Below are 16970 nucleotides of genomic sequence, written 5' to 3' on the forward strand. Positions count from 1 at the left end.
GACCTGCCCCGGAACTGTTTGTATAACAATAATAAGGATGACCTCATGACGCCGAACATGTCTCTGGTTCGGAGAGAGTTCGCCAATGGAGACGGTACGCTTGCCAGTCTTATGGATCGGCCGGTGTATGATTCCTGGCGACGATGCTTCTCCAATCACCTGCCAATGGATGGTGAGGTGGATTATGGTTTTCTGTCGGATGAGCAGCTGAAAGATACCCTGCTGTTTCAGAAGCCATTGCTCGACTGCTCGGATGCTCATCTGGACGCGCTCTACCGTTCGATCAGCGGGGCAGGGTGGTCCGTCCTATTCACCGATGTTGACTGCCACGCGCTGAAGGTTTTTCAGTCCAGGAACCTGGCTGAACAGCGCATCATGCAAGCTTTCCGGCAGGGCGCCGTCCTGTCGGAAGAGCGTATCGGCACCTCGGCCATGTCCTGCGCCATCGATTCCCGGCGCCTTGTCAGTGTGTTTGGCGAGGAGCATTACAAGGCGTTTCATCGTAATTTCAACTGTGTGGCTGTTCCGGTGTTTGATCCGACCGGAAGAGTGTGCGGCAGCATTGATATCACCAACGAAGCACCGCAACGTGATCCCAGTGCGTTCTATCTGCTGGAATCTTGCGCACAAAACATACAAGCCGAGTTGATCCGCTCGATACCCGATACAATCGTGATCGATCTGCAACTGGGGGCTGGGCGGTTGATCAACGACCACATCATTCTGGCGTTTTCTTACGAGCATAGTCTGATTGGCGCCAACCAGGCGGCGCAGCGCTTCTTCAACCTGGATCTGCAGCATCGGCCGGTCAGCTTTGCATGCCTTTTCGAGGATGACTTTGCCCTGCTGTTCGATCAAGGAGTCTTGAAAAGTGAACCTTTCAACCTGAGGCTTGCGACCGGCATCCAGCTCTCGGGGAGGGTGCTGAGTGCGCCTGGTCGGGAGCAGAAACGCGTTCATGCCGTTGCAGAGCCGGGCAGTAGAAGGCACGCCTATGCGGTATCTGCTGAACGCCCTGCACCCTATTATGGCGATACAGGCATTCAAACGGCGGTAGAAAAAAGCCTGAGAGCCGTGGGCCGTCTGCCCATTCTTCTGCTGGGTGAGTCCGGTGTCGGCAAGGAAGTGATTGCCCGTCATATTCATGGCGCCAGTCCAGGAGGGCAAGGCAATTTCGTGTCCCTCAATTGCGCATCCATTCCGGAAAGCCTGATTGAAAGCGAGCTCTTTGGTTACGAACGAGGTGCCTTTACCGGTGCCAGCCGAGAGGGGCGTAGTGGCAAGGTGCAGGAGGCCAATGGTGGCACCCTGTTTCTCGACGAGATTGGGGATATGCCCACAGCGTTGCAAACACGCCTGCTGCGCGTGCTGGAAACACGGGAAGTGATGCGACTGGGAGCTTCCAGGGTGGAGAAGGTTGATTTCCAGCTGATCTGTGCCACCAACCGAAACTTGCCGGATGCTATTCAAAGCGGTCTGTTTCGGGAAGACCTGTTTTACCGCATCAACGGCTACGAGATCAAAATTCCCCCGTTACGCAAGCGGGAGGATATTAGTGGTGTGGCCACGGCCATTCTGGAACAGGTTTCCGGCGGACAGCGCCAGTTCAGCGAAGAGTTACTGGACGCGCTCGGAATCTATACCTGGCCCGGTAACGTGCGCGAGTTGCGCAACGCCATTGTCTTTGCGGATACCCTGGCAGCACCCGGCGAACCCTTGCAGTTGACCGACTTTCCGGAAGAGATCGGGCGCATCATTCGACAGGCCCGGTCGCTGGAGCGAAAAGACAAGGGAGTACTCGAGGCTCGCTCGGATGAAGTGATCCTTGAGGCGCTGGAAAAATGCGGCGGCAACAAGACTCGGGCAGCGGATTATCTGGGGATTGGCCGCGCCACCTTGTATCGGCGCATGATGAAAATGCACTGAGTGATCGGTTGCAGTATCGGTGATACCCCGCCGTGTGCGGGGTATCACCGGGCGGATCAGAACGGATAGAGCATGGGTTCGTTGACGGAGCTGATCCATTTGGTTTCGGTAAATTCGCCGAAGTTCTCCGGGCCACCGAAGCGACCGGAATTTCCGGAAGCTTTCATGCCGCCGAAGGGGACCTGGTACTCGTTGTTAACCGTCTGGTCGTTTACATGCACCATGCCGGCATGAATCTGTGCCGCCAGGCGCTTGGCCCGTCCGATATCCTGGCTGTGTACCGATGCGGCCAGGCCGTATTCAGTATTATTGGCCAGCGCAATGGCTTCCGCCTCGGTAGCAAAGGTGATCACCGGCGCAACAGGGCCGAAGATCTCTTCCTTGTAGATCGGCATGTCAGTCGTGACACCGGTCATCACGGTGGGTTGAATGAATGCGCCCTCCCTGTGCCCGCCACACACAACCTTGGCTCCCATGGCCACTGATGATTCGATCAGCTGCATCACACGCTCGGCCTGACGTTCGGTGATGATCGGTCCCAGGTGCACGTTGTCGCGGTAGGGATCACCAACGCTGAGGTTGCGCGCCCGTTCACTCAGCGCGGCTACATAGTCATCGGCAACGTCGGCATGCACGATATGACGGCCACTCTGCATACAGATCTGCCCCTGGTGCAGGAAGGAGCCCCAGGCCGCGCAGGAGGATGCACCCTGGATGTCGGCATCCTCCATGATCACCAGGGCGTTGTTGCCACCCAGCTCCAGTGAGGCTTTTTTCAGGTTATAGCCACAGTGCTGGCCAATCTGACGACCCACGGCGGTCGAGCCGGTAAAGGCGATCATATTCACCTGCGGATGTTCGACCAGCTGCTGACCTGTCTCGGCACCGCCCAGTGCCAGGGAACAGACCCCTTTGGGCAACCCGGCCTTTTCCAGCAGCTCGCAGATGATGACACCACCGACGATGGCGCTGTTTACATCCGGTTTGAGGACCACCGCATTGCCCATGGCCAACGCGGGCAACACGGCACGTAATGAAAGCAATAACGGGAAGTTCCAGGGGGAGATCACGCCGACCACGCCGACGGGAACCCGAATACAGATGTTTTCCCGGCCAGGCATGTTGGAGGGGTAGACTTCGCCATAAGGGCTCATCGGCATGGCTGCACACATGTGGGCCTGATCAATACAGGCCTGCAGCTCCCATCCCGCCTTGCCCTGGGTGGAGCCGGCTTCGCGGGCATTCCAGGCGTTGATTGCTTCGGCGTTCTGCTCCAGCTGCTGGGCAAAGTGACGCAACACCTGGGCGCGGGTTTCGAAGCTTGTTGCTGCCCAATCAGACTGGGCCTTCGTTGTCGTTAAGATCAGTTGATTCAGCTCAGTTACCGTCGCACAGCGGAATGTGCCTAAGCGGGATTGGGTCGCGGGCTCAGTTATCGGTAACAGTTCGCCACTGAAACCGCTGTCGAACTCGAAATGACAGTTGTCATCGTTGATGGTGGACAGGTTCATGTCGGGTTCCCGCTCCTTAGCTGAAGTTGGCTTTGGCGATCTGGTCGGCGATATAGCTGGCCAGCGCATAGACGGTTTCGGACGGGTTGTAGCCGATGGAGGTCGGCAACAGGCTGGCGTCTGCAATATACAGCTGCTTCACATCGTGGGTCTCGCCGTAGGGGTTGACCACGGTTTTGGTCGGGTCGGCACCCATGCGGCAGGAGCCCTGGGGGTGGAAGGAAACGTAGCGGTAACGCGCCGGCTCGTTTTTGAGCTGATCGATAACGCTGTCGATCTCCTCGACACTCTTGATCAGGGTACGATCGGATGTAGGCAGGTAAAGATACTCGGCACCGGCTGCAAACAGGATGCGGGCGTTATACTTGAGGCCCTCCTTCATGATCTCGAAGTCCTTATCATCGACTTCATAGATGATCTCCTTGACGCCATCCTTGAAGCGGATTTCACCCACATTCTGGTCATGGATCAGGGTGATCAGTCGGATCGAGTTGCGGTACTTCTCCATATAGGCGACGTAAGGCGCACCGGTACCCGGCTCGGCCTGGAAACTTGCTTCCACCGGGTCCTGCACGGCGTTCAACAACAGGTAGCCACCCTCTTCGGGCAGCACATGAGTATCCACATACAGAGAGTGTGTCGCGCCGTGGAAGTCATCCACATGACGGTCGAACATCGCCGTGATGGACAATGTCGGGTGGCAGGCGAAGTTTTTGCCTACTTGGCCGCTGGAGTTGGCGATGCCCGATTGCATCAGAATGATCGGTGTCTGCACCGGGCCGGCTGCCAACACCACGATGGGGGCGTTGACCTTGACGTTGGATTTGACCGTCTTGGTCTTGGGGTCGATGACCTGGGCTTCGACACCGGTGGCGCGTCCATTTTGTGTATTGATACGGGTTACACGGGTATCGGCATAGATTTCCGCACCATGGTTGCAGGCCCAGGGCAGGTAGGTCACCAGCATCGACTGCTTGCGATCGGTCTTGCAGCCGGCGAAACAGAAGCCGGTGAGGGCGCAGTCACGAATATTGCGGTAGGCAACACCCTCCCGAATGCCCAGCTGCTTGAGGCCATTGGAGATCAGGTGGGCACCGATACTGGTTTCCTGCGGGCCGTTTTTGTCGATGCTGAGGTTTTTCTCAACCTTGTCGAAATAGCTCGACATCAGCTCCGGAGTCAGGTTATCGAGACCGAACTCCCGTGCCCAGAGGTCGAGATAATATTCCGGTGTGCGGAAACAGAGCGCCGCGTTAACTACGGTCGAGCCGCCGACACAGGCACCCTGAAGGACACTGATATCGCCATGGGTATTCGACTGGCCGCCTTCGTCCTGATAGAGGGTGCCCATGGCCACGGCCATCATCTCCGAAAATTTGGAAGAGGGCACATAGGGACCGGCTTCCAGCACAACGACCTTTTTGCCCTGGCGAGCCAGCTCATAGGCGTTGATGGCACCACCGGCACCCGAGCCGACGATAACCACGTCGGCGTCGATGGACAGTTCCGGTTTATCTATGTCCTGGGCGGTTTTAATGTTCAATGTGTTCTGTGCTGACATGAGTGCTTACCTGTCCTGGTTATGCCTTGGGTTCGGGGGTGTTGCCCAGTGAGGGCAGGTTCCACTTGTCTGAGACCGGGCCATCGTAGCCGAGCGGCTGCCAGGTATCGGGAATGGCCCAGTAGGACAGGGTGGTCAGCTTCTTGAGCCCCATCGCCAGGGCGCGTTGCGGTGCACTGTCGGGGAGTCGGCCCACTGATCGCAGAAACGCGCGGCCTTGTCGTCGTCCAGCTGCACAAAGGTCTTGCCGAAGGCTTTGACGGCACCATCGTTAAAGTAACCAATGCCACCTCTGAGGCCCTGACGGATATGCGGTGCCATGCCGGCGAGCAAGGCATTTTCCAGTGTTGGCAGTACTGGCAGCGTAGCCGGGTCGACCAGAGAGCTGCCCTCGGTTGGAACCGAAATGCGCAGCAGCTTGGCGAATACATCCCGCTCCAGGTCGTTCAGTTTCGCTTCTTCGGTCAATATGCCGGCCATGCTGGAAACGGCGGGCAGTAGGCTGACCGCCGCTGCCACCATGGAAGCGGTCTGCAGAAACTTGCGACGGTTGATCATCATCGTGTTCATACGCTCTCTTCTTTTTAGAATACTTTTACAAAGCGGAAGTTGAATCGATCGTTCTCGGCAAAGCCGTTTTCGACATCGATACTGCGGCCATACTGGAACTGCAGCTGCATGTCAGGAGTAATGAAATGCTGAAGACTTGCCTGCCAGCGGTTGTTGTCCAGCTCATCATCCTGATCCACGCCATTTAGCCGCGTTTCACCGCCGAAATCGTGATAGTAGGTCAGCACGGCTTTGGTGTTGGGGCTCAGGGCTTTGCTCAAATGCGCCTGAATACCGTACTGGTCATCCTGTTCTTTCTTGAGACCACCAAAGTCATCATTGTCGCCGAAGAAAGTGTATTCAGCGATTAAATCCAGCGAAAGGGTGTTCGTGAGCGGTGTCACATAGCCCGCCTGAGTGATCAGTTTCCAGCGATTCTCACCGATATTTACGGCACCCTTTTCAGCGTCGTACTGGCCCAGTGGCAGGGACGCCAGAGCAGTAATACCGAATGCACGCTTTGTCTTGGTGTCGTTATGCAGCCAGAGAGTGCCGCCAGCGATTGGATCTCCCACACCGGAGCTGCTGACAGTGCCACCGGTGGTCTCCAGGGTGACTTTGCCGAAAGGGATGATGATCTGTGGGTCAAGAATGTAACCGCCCACATCAATGTAGTGAACCCAGCGCACCAGTCCGATGTCGGTTTTCAGCTTTTCAATACCGGCCAGGTCACTGATTTCTTGGCCGGATGAGTAGAGCTCATCATGGGTCGTGTGCTGCAGGTACAGAATACCCAAGTCGATACCTGCAGGTAAGGGCGCATAGTCGCCAGCATCGGTCGCGACCTGTGCAGCGTGAGATGCTGGTGCAAGCAGAAAAAGAGTGGAAATAAGCGAACTTGCAGTGAGTGATGTAACAAAATGATTTTTCATGGCGGAAACCTTCTTATAGTTTTTGACTTCAGTAGTCTGTATAGCGAAGGGTGTGCCATTTTTAATAACATCTTTAAAATCAGATGGTTAGTGTATTAATTTGGCTGTTTTATAGATGGTTGTGTGTCTTTGCGGGACACTGTCTCGCGCCAGGTGTCTCGATACAAGACGATTTGGAGCCCCCTGTGTGAGCACGCCGGCAAACTCGACTTGAACTACCGCGAGTGCCCTGGCCTAGGAGTGGCGCGGTCGACACTAGAAAGGCCTGGAGTTTCGCCTCAAGCAGGCACTGCTGCCCTGGATCAAAACACTGGTTCCCGTATACAGGACGGAGGCCTCAGGCCCCCTCCTACTCGATACGTCCGCCCAAGACTACGCTTGAGCCAAGGGCCTTCGCATCCAACGGCTTGCGGCAACCTTCTTTGTTTGTACGTGTTGAAGGCGATTAAGCAAAAGCCATAGATAGACTGAAAAATCTCAGGCTCAACTATGGCTTTGGTCAAACCTCTAACGTACTAGAACCGTTCAGGAACCTTGCTCTGGAGTCCCTCCGAACATCTTACCGGCACCCGCCCAGTCGGAAGGTGCAACATCCTCGAAGATGACATAGATGTACTCGGCAGGTGTACCTGTGTTCTTCATGATACTTTCAGTGATCTCTGCAGCAACGATTGCTTTCTGCGACTGCTCCTTACCTTCAAACCAGCTAACGCGTACTACGGGCATGGGGTAATCCTCTGATGATTAAGAAAACTGTTACGACCCCTATGTTAATGTAGAAAAAAATGTCGATAAACAAGCTAAAAGATTAAACTGAGTAGACATTAAATCTACACTGGATGCTTAACATGGTTTCTAATGATTCATTTCAGGGGGTTATCACGTTTACGGTCGCCGCCAGATGCCATAGCTTTACTGAAGCAGCTGATCAGTTAGGCATTTCGAAATCGGCTGTTGGCAAGGCTATAGCGCGACTTGAAGCACGACTTGGTACCCAGCTTTTTCATAGGACGACTCGAAAAATTTCACTAACAGCTGATGGAGAAGCCTATCTTGCAGCTTGTACAGCAGCTATTGATGAAATCAGCGCAGCCGAAAGTGTGTTTGGTTCTGCAGGAAAAGAGCCTTCAGGGAGTCTCAGGGTGGATGTACCGGTTGCGTTCGGTCGGCGTGTAGTCGCGCCCGCGCTCTTCGAGATTGCTAGTAAGTACCCGAAGTTGCATCTGAATATGACATTTTCTGATCGATTGGTAGACCCGATTGAGGAAGGAATAGATCTGCTTGTTCGATTTGGTGAGCTAAGTAATACTTCAGGGCTGGTGGCACGTCGTTTAGCACGACAGAGATGGTCTATCTGCGCGGCCCCTGAATACCTAGAACGTTACGGTACTCCCATTACCCTGGAGGATCTACGTCATCACCACTGCATCGTCGGGCACCGGCTTGGGCAGCCACTTTCTTGGCGAGTTATGCAAGAAGGCAAAACGGTACGTTTCACACCAGCAATCATCCATCAGATTGGGGATGGTGAGGTCATGATTTTCGGGGCCTTGGCTGGTATTGGGCTCTGTCAGATGCCTCGTTGCCTATTCAAGAATGATATAGCAGAAGGAAGATTGATAGAGGTGCTAGTGGATCTGGAACCGGAACCTGTGGATGTTCATGCCCTATGGCCGAAAGTGTCCGACCTACGTCCCAAAGTTCGATATGTTGTAGATGAACTTACAACTTTGTGTAAAAAATGGGCGAAGTGAAAGCGCTTCAGTATTGATTCAGCGATAGCCCAACCTGTACAGGTCTTTTTTATGACAGTCTGTGTGTCAATACATCATGATATATAACACTATTTCTTGAAATAGCTATTAGAGGCACGGCCACCTGAAAAATTATATTTAGCAGCACCTTTTTTTGGTGTGGTCATATATGTGCTTTATATTAACGGCGGTACTTGATGGTTTCGGAAGGTAATTCACCGAACATCTCTCGGTACTCTGATGAGAATCGACCCAAGTGTGTGAAGCCGTAATCGAGAGCAGCCTGAGTTACGTTACGTAATTTTGTATTTCTAACCAATTCCTCACGTAAATTTTTCATCTTTGCTTTTCTTATATAGCGCTTTGGAGTCAGACCAAAGTATTTTGAAAACTGATTATAAACGGTACGTATGCTGACGTTGCTGGCTTTTGCCATCGCGTGTACATCGATATCATCCTTAATATTAACATCTATATAAGTGAGCAGTTTGAAGAAGCTCCTATCCATCTGGGAACTACCCATATTATGAATTTTAATCATGCCGCTGAACTGCTGCAGCAATTTGCTTATTAATATGTCTCTATATGGGCGCTGAAGAGTGTCTATATCTACTTTTACTTCATTGGCTTCTGTAAGTAGTGCATCAAGGAAACTGAGAAAGCATTTCGAATTATTAAGGTCAACCACTCTTCGGTCAAAACAAAAATCATCATGCGGTAATATACCGATATGTTTTAAATATCCTTCTTTTAGTATCTCTACCGGTATCTTTATAATAATTTTTTCACAGTCATCTGAGTAAGATATATACATCCGTTCTTGTGGGTTTATCATCAAAGCTTGGCCGGGCCGCAACAGCAAACGTTGGTCATCATCATAATGCCAGCAGCACTGCCCACCGGTTACTACATGTAGGTGGTAAACATCAGATAGGCCCAGACAGCAAATCCTAACCTCATCACCATAACTAACGCGTGCAAGCCCCATGTCAGCAAAGACGCGATAGCTGAGTTTAGCGGAGAAGGTTCTGTTTTTTTTGTTTGTATTAATTATTTCAAGACGGTGCGTTCCGACGTGCTGGTTCATATACTCGGAAACCTTTAGTGGGTGTACGCCGTCAAAAACCATTGTGTTATTTAGGACATCAAGAAGCATATTATATACCTTTTTACTTATTATCCTAATTCTGTAGGGATCCAGACTGGATCGCCCAGCGCTCCTTAAATAAACTGCTATTCAGAAAATATATCTATATCAGGCTATTGAACTGTCATCTTTGAGCAATTGGAATAACAATTTACACATATATAATCGCGACAGCAGCTGCGAAGGATCCCCATTCCTTAAGCTGAATTACTACGTCGACTTTGAGTTCTTCTAGAAAGCCATGTATAGGTATAATATCTCCTATGCTCTAATTCACCCTATAGGCATTGGGTGGTCTATAGAATCATGGTAGTTACCTGCAAGGCTCCTTTATATTGAGATTTCCACCTCTGCAGTGGAAGCGGAAATCTCATGAAGGTTATAGGGCCAAGGAAAAGGAGAAGCCAACGCAATGAGTACCAGAATACACCGGCTTCATTTCAGCTCCAGAGATAAACCCCGTTTACCTGAACATCCCATCACAATAAGTAGGACGATCAGCAGCAACCCAGCAGCACGTGTAATAAGAATAAAGTCATGACCCCCGATATTGGGGAGCAAAAGCAGTATCCCTGCTAGTGCAAATGCAAGTCGTCCTATGGGGCCCCGTTTATAGCCCAGATAGCCCACAAAGCCTACAGATACAGCCCAAACACCAGCAAGTGCACTAACCACAGCCAGTGCTATCTCGACTGTATCCCCAATCAGCAGGAGTGCAGGAGAAGAGACAAACAGGAAGGGCACGATGTAGGCAGTCCAACCCAGTCGCATGGAGGTAAATGCTGTCTTCATGGGGTCCGCCTTGGCAATGCTGGCGGCAAAAAAGGCACCTATCGCAATTGGTGGTGTAATCATGGACATCATGCCCATATAGAAAATGAACAGATGTGCCGCTATTGGCTCTACACCAACCTGAACCAGTGAAGGTGCTACCAAAACTGCCAGCAACATATAGACGCCTACCGTCGGCATCCCCATACCCAACACAATACAAACTGCCGCCGAGATCAGCAGTAGCAAAAACAAGTTACCCTGCCCGAGCTCAACCAAAAAATATGTCAGCCCAAAACCAAGACCTGTCATGTTCAGAATGCCAATAATGAAGCCTGCAGCAGCACCAATCATGATGATATCAACGATTGAATGGCCGGTTTCGGCTAATGAGTCGCGCACATCCCCCAAAGTCATGCGCTTACCTTTGTAGCCTTTTGCAAGACCCACAATTAAAGCGCCCAATGCTCCCCAAAGTGCGGCAACTTCCGGGCGCGCATTGAAGAAAAAGAGTGCCCCAATAACTCCAGCGAACGGTATCACAAACACCCAACCTTGAGAAAAAACATCTTTTTTGGCTGGTATCAATGAAGGGTCGATTTTCTTTATATGTTCTTTCGCAGCTTCCAGGTCAACTTGAATATAGAGCGCTGCATAATAAAGAATGGCTGGCACTAAGGCAGCCAGTACTACATCCGCGTAGCTAATCTGAAGAAATTCAGCCATTAGAAAAGCGACAGCACCCATGACCGGTGGCATAATCTGCCCGCCGGTTGAGGCGACTGTTTCAATCGCCGCCGCCGTCTGGGGCTTAAAACCACCCTGTTTCATCATACGGATCGTTACCACGCCAGTAGCGACAATATTGGAGACCACTACACCTGATATTGAACCGAATAAAGCGGAGGCAATGGTAGCGATTTTGCCAGACCCGCCCTGTGAGCGTCCCATCAAGACAAGTGCCAGATCATTGAAAAAGTCCGCACCACCTGATCGCAGCAGGAGCTGCCCGAACAGTACGAAGCCGATAACAATTGTTGCAGCTACACTCAGTGTCAGCCCTAGCATACCATTTGTATCTACACCTAAGTACACCATCAGGCGCGTCATCTCGATTTCGCGAGTTTGCAACGGCCCTGACAATTGGTGACCCAGCATGGCAAAAGCAAGAAAGGCCAGCACGACTACTACCAGTGCTACACCTACGACCCGGCGTAGACCTTCAAGGACAAGTACAAACAACACACTTGATATAATCAGGGCATCTATTGGCAAATCCAGTTGCCGCTCTACCAAGTCAGGGTATGCCACGGCCATGTAGCCGCCCGCAGAGAGCCCAACGAGACCGATGACACTATCGATACAGCGCCGTTTGAGTAAGGGTTGCGGTTTTAAAAATACCAAAGCCAGACTGGCGCCAAGGACAATCGACAAGTATTGCTCTGTATAAATTGAGAGTCCCAAGCGGCTGAATAGATCAGTGGCATAGGCAATCGCTGCGACTGCGATAAAGGACCCAAGAAGGGTCCGGATCAGTGGCAGCGCAATAGGTTCTTTAACATGAGAACGAATGCTCATGATAGACCTCCAAAAGGCTCTGCAGTATTACTTATTTTCAACAGCTTATTCTTCCAGCAGACCTTTTTCTTTAAAGTAACGCGATGCCCCTGGATGGTACTCAAGATCGGGGTAAACCTTGTACGGCTCCTCCACGGCAAGCTCACGAAAGCCGGGGAACAGTTTCACCAACTCGTCCTTATTTTCAAGAATGGCCGTTACGAGTTGGTATACTTTCTCCTCAGAAACATCAGCACCAGCAACCAATACATTATCCCATGTTACCATTTCCATTGGGGATTCAAGCCCCGCTCGATGAGGTGCAGGTTTGACGACGGAGAAGTAGAAAGCGGGCCTAATGGCGGACATGGCTACCAAGGACTTTTCATCGGTTGCAACCGGGAGAAATTTAACACCACCAACCGAAGCATTTACTTCTGCCACTTTGGGGCCACCCACAGCGAAGAAAGTTGCATCCAATCTTCCTGAAGCAAGGTTATCTGCAGCACGGATCAAGTCAGGCACAGGAACTTGTTCAACGTCATCCCATGTAAGACCTCCGGTCGCGAGCATCGCAGACATGTGTGAGCGACCCAGCGGGAACGCATTCCAACCAGCTGCGACACGCTTGCCAGCCAGGTCGGAAATGCTATCGATACCTGAATCCTTACGAACGAAAATGCCAATAGGCTGAGGACTGATCCGTAACACGACCCTCAGGTTGCTACGTGCCCGGTCTGTGTAATCGGCTTGCCCACGAGCTGCGACGATGACGTCATTGACATCATTGATCGCGAACTCGGCAAAACCTCGGTCAACCGCGTCCATCATTGCACGGTTACCACTAAAGGGCTGTACAACCACGTTAAGATTTTGCTTCGACCGCGCCACATTAGCGATCGATGTACTCATGGTGTTCCACACCGACCCCTGTGGTGGTGATGCGAACGAGAGCATCTGAGCAGATGCGAGTGCCGAACAGACTGAGAAAGACAACCCTGCGAAAAGGGAGATGGCGGTACGCTTCATAGCTATACTCCAGTTTACTTATTGTTATGGGCTGGATTTCAAGGCGTCGTTGAGGCGGACGACCCTGAACATTTATGCGGGAACCACTATAGACTCGCACTTGATATTCAGATATATAATCATGTTTATAGTATATATTCACGGAACTTATATCGGAAGGCTAATGATTCGCTTGCAAGATATCGATTTGAACCTCTTGGTGGTTTTTCAGCTAATGTATCGGGAACGTAAAACCGGGGTAGTGGCAGAACAGCTGGGCCTGAGCCAACCAGCTGTGAGCAATGCACTCAAACGGTTGAGGAAGATGCTTAATGATGAATTATTTGAGCGCACAGCAAGAGGGATGAGGCCAACTCCATTCGCTGACAGTATAGCTGAATCGATAAGTTATGCCCTTAGTGCTATACAGGAGGGGCTCAACTACAACGATTGCTTCGATCCTGGCTCCAGTGATCGAGCGTTTTCAATCGCCATGACAGACTTGGGGGAAATGTATCTTCTACCACGACTGATGGCTTACCTTACAGAGCACGCTCCCAATATCTCATTGAGTACCGTCAGGGACAACGAAAGTGCCTTGAAAGACGATATGGAGATGGGTAATGTCGACTTGGCGATTGGGCTATTACCGCAGCTGGAGGCAGGTTTCTATCAGCGACGTCTTTTTGATCAACGATATGTTTGCCTGATGCGCCAAGGCCACCCACTGTCTGAAGGTGCGTTTACACTCGAAAAATTTTCGCAGGCTAGACACATTGTCATCGAAGCCCGTGGTACAGGACACGGGCGGGTTGAAAAGCAGCTTGCCCAGAGCGGGATCTCGCGGATTATCCGTTTGCGTTTGACACATTTCATGTCCGCCCCTTATATCGTGAGCGAGACAGATTTCATTGCGACAGTAACAGAAAAACTGGCACTACAAACCCAAAAGAGTCTTGGCTTAGTAGTGCGCACTCACCCCGTGGACATACATCCAGTTCAGATCAATCTGTTTTGGCATCGCAGATACCATCGTGATGCCGGTAATATCTGGTTACGCAACTTGATTTTTGAACTCTTTTCTGAGTAGTCATCATGTTATGCGTCAGACTAAGAAATCATTCCGAACTCTGCATGCAAAGGTTACAGACGGTATCAGCCAGCAGTTTACCACCTTTCACCTTCCTCCATTAGTGTCACATTTACAATTTGAGCTCCCGACCCCATTTGCTGACTTGGCAGGCCAGCTCTAGGTCGGGGCAGGCGCATTCAGCTTAATGCCTCATTGTTAATATTCACGCCAGTGATAATGGTTATATTGATTTGAATATTTACTTATATGTCGGCCTTCTCTATTTTCACTCAACACATCACCGTGGGGAGTGTGGTCAGGCAGACACTCACACAACAGCATGAGACGCTGCAACTCATCGGTCTCTGTTAAAAGCCCCTACATGATGTCATTCGCACTTTCTCAATTTTTGTCTACATCTAATAAGAAAGAGATGATCATTATGAATGAAAAAGAAATGAATAAAGTACGCCGTATTGCTGTCGTTGGTGGCGGTATTGGCGGCCTAACCTTTGCGATTGCAATGCGTCACCATGGTATTGATGTCGATGTATATGAACAAGCAGATGAGTTGCGTGAGGTAGGTGCAGCGGTGGCTTTATCCGCTAACGCTACACGTTTCTATTATGATAAATGGGGTATGGGGGAGTCGTTCGAAGAGGCAGCGTTTGAAATCTCTGCCTTAATTTATCGAGATGGAAAGACCGGTCAAGAAATTGGCCGGCATGCAGGAGGGCAGGCATATAGAGAGCTTTTTGGCGCACCATATCTTGGTATTCACCGAGCTGAGCTGCAAAGAATTCTTTCTGCCAAGGTAGGTATGGACCGCATCCACTTGGGCAAGCGTTTGGAAAATATCGATGACACTGGTGAGCAGGTAGTGCTGCAGTTTAAAGATGGCAGCAAGGCGGAAGCGGATATCGTCATTGGTGCTGACGGGGTGCGTTCTACCGTACGAAACTTGATGCTGGGCTATGAAGATTACATCTATGCAGGATACACGGCATTTCGCGGGATTGTACCAATTGATAAGCTACCTAATATGCCTGATCCAACTGCAATTCAATTCTGGATGGGTGAGTCGGGCCACTGCCTCCACTACCCAATAGGTGGGGACAGAAAAGGGGATATCAACTTCTTTCTTGTTGAACGTACGCCGACGACATGGCCGTTAAACCGATCAACGGCACCAACAGAAGACGGTGAGCAGCTTCGTCTGTTTAAAGACTGGCACCCCGCACTTGTCGAGATGATTGCTTCAAATACTTTGAAGACAGTTAACGAACGATGGGGCATGGTATATCGCATGACCTTGGGCCGCTGGAGCAAAGGACGAGTAACACTGCTTGGCGATGCTGCACATTCACTGGTACCACATCATGGGCAGGGTGCTAACCAGTCGATTGAGGATGCAGTAGTTCTTGCAGACTGCATTGCCGCCGCTGGGTCTGAATCAATTGCTGAGACCTTCGAGCGTTACGAGCGTCTGCGTCGTGGTCGTGCACGTAAGGTTGTGTATGCGTCCGTAACTACAGGAGATATGTTGCACTTGCCACCCGGTGAAACCCGAGATCAGCGTGATGCGCGCCTTGCTTCACATAAAGCTATGTTGCATCACCTTGATTGGATTCATGGTTTCGACGCTGGTGATCTCAACGAGCCAAATGATCGCCAAGGTGGGACTTGGTTATAAATAAAGAGCGCTTTTAACACGGCATTTGAATGAAATAAAAAATTTTAAACGTGTGGCACAATTCCGCTTGTTTGAGCGGCATTGTGCCACAGTAGAGGTAATTTCATTTGAGTTTATATGATGTTTCTATCTGTTCTAATTCTTGTTTTTCAATCTAAGGAAGCAATCAATTTCGCGGTATAAGATATACCCGCCGTTACACGTTTTTCGGCGTAGAGTGGATCTGTAAGTCACCTTCGCTGATAGCGAGCTCAGCGCACCAGAAAGGCTTATAGAGCTTGGTATGAAGCGGATTGATGGTTCTATTTCCTGTCCGGTGAGCGAGATGTTCGAGTAACAGCTGATGCCCTGTAAGTCGAAACTTCGAGACATGGAAGTTTTGCCGCTGCACGAATGGTTGTTATTAGCTGAACAGATCAAGGTTTTGCCAATCAAGGCGGAACCGAACAAAAAAAATCGTTGGTAGCAAACGGTTCTGGGTACACCGTCTTGAACCTATTGGCGAAGTATATATCAAGGACTGTGAGATGAGCGTCGATTTTGGTGCTGTGATAACCCCTAATTATGTGGTGACCGTGATTGCCACCAAGCCATTGACAGACAATGGACATTGGCATCGATTGCAGGCCGGAGAGCTGGTGGTGTTCCGTAAGCGCTAGAGAATCAGCACCTTTTTTCCAGCCACTAACCGCCGCACACTGATTCCATCGTCACCTACGCGAGGAATCAGTTATGAACTCAGCCGAGCGCACACACTACTGGCAACAGTACATTGAACACTGGCGCGATACCGGGCTATCCGGCGCTGCTTTCTGCAAACAGCAATCGCTGTCCTATCACCAGTTTGTCTATTGGCGCCGCAAGCTCGAAGGTACAGATGATGCGACCGATACCGAGCGCTCACCAACACCCGGCTTTGCTCGCGTCACCCAGGTGGCCGCTTCACCGCTATCGGATGATCTGACCCTGAGGCTTCCGGGTGGCATGGCCATTACAGGCCTGCATGCCGGTAATGTTGACCTGCTCGGTGCAATCCTGAGGCAGCTCTGATGAAACCGCGGTATCTGCGTCCCTCTCGGTCCATGCCCGAGATCTATCTGTACCGTGAGCCCATTGATTTTCGCAAGCAAGCCAATGGCCTGGCGGTGCTGATTGAGCAGGAGTTAGGGCGTAGCCCCTTCACTGGTGCCCTGTATGCGTTCACCAACCGGCAGCGTAACAAGATCAAGTGCCTGATGTGGGAAGACAACGGTTTTATCCTCTATTACAAGGCGCTGGCCGAAGAGAAATTCAAGTGGCCCAGCCCGGCTGATGAGCTCATGCCGTTGACCGGCGAACAGATCAACTGGTTGCTCGATGGTTATGACATCAGCCTGCTGCAAGGCCATAAAACCTTGCATTATGAGGCCGTTGGATAGCGGGTTTTGGGTGCTTCAACTGGCTGTTTTTGATATAATTTTGCCCATGAAAACACAGCCCAAAACCACCT

General features: G+C 51.1%; 16 protein-coding genes. 7 read left to right on the forward strand and 9 right to left on the reverse strand.

The window, feature by feature from the left end:
- Nucleotides 1-45: 45 nt before the first annotated feature.
- Nucleotides 46-1926 carry a sigma-54-dependent Fis family transcriptional regulator gene (locus tag CFI10_RS04870; protein WP_206841938.1) on the forward strand — a complete coding sequence of 627 codons (1881 nt, stop codon included), beginning with the start codon at nucleotides 46-48 and terminating at the stop codon, nucleotides 1924-1926.
- Between the two features lie 56 nt (nucleotides 1927-1982).
- Here the strand turns inward: CFI10_RS04870 and CFI10_RS04875 are convergent, their stop codons facing one another.
- From CFI10_RS04875 to CFI10_RS04895, 6 genes are all read right to left on the reverse strand, one after another.
- Nucleotides 1983-3437 carry an aldehyde dehydrogenase family protein gene (locus tag CFI10_RS04875; RefSeq protein ID WP_206840116.1) on the reverse strand — a complete coding sequence of 485 codons (1455 nt, stop codon included), beginning with the start codon at nucleotides 3435-3437 and terminating at the stop codon, nucleotides 1983-1985.
- A gap of 16 nt (nucleotides 3438-3453) precedes the next feature.
- Nucleotides 3454-4998: a GMC family oxidoreductase gene (locus CFI10_RS04880; protein WP_206840118.1), complete on the reverse strand. Its 1545-nt coding sequence runs from the start codon at nucleotides 4996-4998 to the stop codon at nucleotides 3454-3456.
- A 19-nt stretch (nucleotides 4999-5017) separates the two neighbouring features.
- On the reverse strand, nucleotides 5018-5152 hold the full coding sequence (locus tag CFI10_RS19325) for a hypothetical protein (protein WP_277987746.1): 135 nt from the start codon (nucleotides 5150-5152) through the stop codon (nucleotides 5018-5020).
- Nucleotides 5134-5568: a twin-arginine translocation signal domain-containing protein gene (locus CFI10_RS04885; protein WP_206840120.1), complete on the reverse strand. Its 435-nt coding sequence runs from the start codon at nucleotides 5566-5568 to the stop codon at nucleotides 5134-5136. The genes CFI10_RS19325 and CFI10_RS04885 overlap by 19 nt, the downstream gene beginning before the upstream one ends.
- A 14-nt stretch (nucleotides 5569-5582) precedes the next feature.
- A complete protein-coding gene (locus CFI10_RS04890) occupies nucleotides 5583-6479 on the reverse strand; it encodes a transporter (protein ID WP_206840123.1) in 897 nt (298 codons plus the stop codon).
- 525 nt (nucleotides 6480-7004) lie between these two features.
- Nucleotides 7005-7205 (reverse strand): tautomerase family protein, encoded by a 201-nt coding sequence (locus CFI10_RS04895; protein ID WP_206840126.1) that lies wholly within the window; start codon nucleotides 7203-7205, stop codon nucleotides 7005-7007.
- Between the two features lie 122 nt (nucleotides 7206-7327).
- On the opposite strand from CFI10_RS04895, the gene CFI10_RS04900 reads away from it, so the two are divergent.
- Nucleotides 7328-8233: a LysR family transcriptional regulator gene (locus tag CFI10_RS04900; protein WP_206840128.1), complete on the forward strand. Its 906-nt coding sequence runs from the start codon at nucleotides 7328-7330 to the stop codon at nucleotides 8231-8233.
- A gap of 181 nt (nucleotides 8234-8414) precedes the next feature.
- Here the strand turns inward: CFI10_RS04900 and CFI10_RS04905 are convergent, their stop codons facing one another.
- The 3 genes from CFI10_RS04905 to CFI10_RS04915 all read right to left on the reverse strand — a co-directional run bounded on the left by CFI10_RS04905 (nucleotide 8415) and on the right by CFI10_RS04915 (nucleotide 12737).
- Complete coding sequence (locus CFI10_RS04905) at nucleotides 8415-9389, reverse strand: AraC family transcriptional regulator (protein ID WP_206840129.1); 975 nt, start codon at nucleotides 9387-9389, stop codon at nucleotides 8415-8417.
- A gap of 426 nt (nucleotides 9390-9815) precedes the next feature.
- Nucleotides 9816-11729, reverse strand: coding sequence for a TRAP transporter permease (locus tag CFI10_RS04910; RefSeq protein ID WP_206840131.1), 1914 nt, complete (start codon nucleotides 11727-11729; stop codon nucleotides 9816-9818).
- A 45-nt stretch (nucleotides 11730-11774) separates the two neighbouring features.
- A complete protein-coding gene (locus CFI10_RS04915) occupies nucleotides 11775-12737 on the reverse strand; it encodes a TAXI family TRAP transporter solute-binding subunit (RefSeq protein WP_206840134.1) in 963 nt (320 codons plus the stop codon).
- A 163-nt stretch (nucleotides 12738-12900) separates the two neighbouring features.
- Here CFI10_RS04915 and CFI10_RS04920 point away from each other — a divergent pair, with 163 nt between their 5' ends.
- The 5 genes from CFI10_RS04920 (at nucleotide 12901) to tnpB (ending at nucleotide 16899) form a co-directional block, all read left to right on the forward strand.
- Nucleotides 12901-13806 (forward strand): LysR family transcriptional regulator, encoded by a 906-nt coding sequence (locus CFI10_RS04920; RefSeq protein ID WP_206840149.1) that lies wholly within the window; start codon nucleotides 12901-12903, stop codon nucleotides 13804-13806.
- Nucleotides 13807-14230: 424 nt separating this feature from the next.
- Nucleotides 14231-15481: an FAD-dependent monooxygenase gene (locus CFI10_RS04925; protein ID WP_206840151.1), complete on the forward strand. Its 1251-nt coding sequence runs from the start codon at nucleotides 14231-14233 to the stop codon at nucleotides 15479-15481.
- Between the two features lie 455 nt (nucleotides 15482-15936).
- Nucleotides 15937-16140, forward strand: coding sequence for a class II glutamine amidotransferase (locus tag CFI10_RS19330; RefSeq protein WP_277987753.1), 204 nt, complete (start codon nucleotides 15937-15939; stop codon nucleotides 16138-16140).
- Between the two features lie 73 nt (nucleotides 16141-16213).
- Nucleotides 16214-16531 (forward strand): IS66 family insertion sequence element accessory protein TnpA, encoded by a 318-nt coding sequence (gene tnpA, locus CFI10_RS04935; RefSeq protein ID WP_206834776.1) that lies wholly within the window; start codon nucleotides 16214-16216, stop codon nucleotides 16529-16531.
- A 32-nt stretch (nucleotides 16532-16563) separates the two neighbouring features.
- On the forward strand, nucleotides 16564-16899 hold the full coding sequence (gene tnpB / locus CFI10_RS04940; RefSeq protein WP_206834773.1) for an IS66 family insertion sequence element accessory protein TnpB: 336 nt from the start codon (nucleotides 16564-16566) through the stop codon (nucleotides 16897-16899).
- Nucleotides 16900-16970 lie beyond the last annotated feature (71 nt).

Origin of the sequence: Marinobacterium iners (assembly GCF_017310015.1) — a bacterium.
Taxonomy (GTDB): Bacteria; Pseudomonadota; Gammaproteobacteria; order Pseudomonadales; family Balneatricaceae; genus Marinobacterium; species Marinobacterium iners.

Bases quoted from the DNA above. Each gene is read 5' to 3' on its own strand.
- CFI10_RS04880 (WP_206840118.1), bottom strand. From the start codon at position 4,998: ATGTCAGCACAGAACACATTGAACATTAAAACCGCCCAGGACATAGAT.
- CFI10_RS04915 (WP_206840134.1), bottom strand. From the start codon at position 12,737: ATGAAGCGTACCGCCATCTCCCTTTTCGCAGGGTTGTCTTTCTCAGTC.
- CFI10_RS04870 (WP_206841938.1), top strand. From the start codon at position 46: ATGACGCCGAACATGTCTCTGGTTCGGAGAGAGTTCGCCAATGGAGAC.
- CFI10_RS04920 (WP_206840149.1), top strand. From the start codon at position 12,901: ATGATTCGCTTGCAAGATATCGATTTGAACCTCTTGGTGGTTTTTCAG.
- CFI10_RS04895 (WP_206840126.1), bottom strand. From the start codon at position 7,205: ATGCCCGTAGTACGCGTTAGCTGGTTTGAAGGTAAGGAGCAGTCGCAG.
- tnpA (WP_206834776.1), top strand. From the start codon at position 16,214: ATGAACTCAGCCGAGCGCACACACTACTGGCAACAGTACATTGAACAC.
- CFI10_RS04875 (WP_206840116.1), bottom strand. From the start codon at position 3,437: ATGAACCTGTCCACCATCAACGATGACAACTGTCATTTCGAGTTCGAC.
- CFI10_RS04925 (WP_206840151.1), top strand. From the start codon at position 14,231: ATGAATGAAAAAGAAATGAATAAAGTACGCCGTATTGCTGTCGTTGGT.
- CFI10_RS04910 (WP_206840131.1), bottom strand. From the start codon at position 11,729: ATGAGCATTCGTTCTCATGTTAAAGAACCTATTGCGCTGCCACTGATC.
- tnpB (WP_206834773.1), top strand. From the start codon at position 16,564: ATGCCCGAGATCTATCTGTACCGTGAGCCCATTGATTTTCGCAAGCAA.
- CFI10_RS04900 (WP_206840128.1), top strand. From the start codon at position 7,328: ATGGTTTCTAATGATTCATTTCAGGGGGTTATCACGTTTACGGTCGCC.
- CFI10_RS04885 (WP_206840120.1), bottom strand. From the start codon at position 5,568: ATGAACACGATGATGATCAACCGTCGCAAGTTTCTGCAGACCGCTTCC.
- CFI10_RS19325 (WP_277987746.1), bottom strand. From the start codon at position 5,152: ATGGGGCTCAAGAAGCTGACCACCCTGTCCTACTGGGCCATTCCCGAT.
- CFI10_RS04905 (WP_206840129.1), bottom strand. From the start codon at position 9,389: ATGCTTCTTGATGTCCTAAATAACACAATGGTTTTTGACGGCGTACAC.
- CFI10_RS04890 (WP_206840123.1), bottom strand. From the start codon at position 6,479: ATGAAAAATCATTTTGTTACATCACTCACTGCAAGTTCGCTTATTTCC.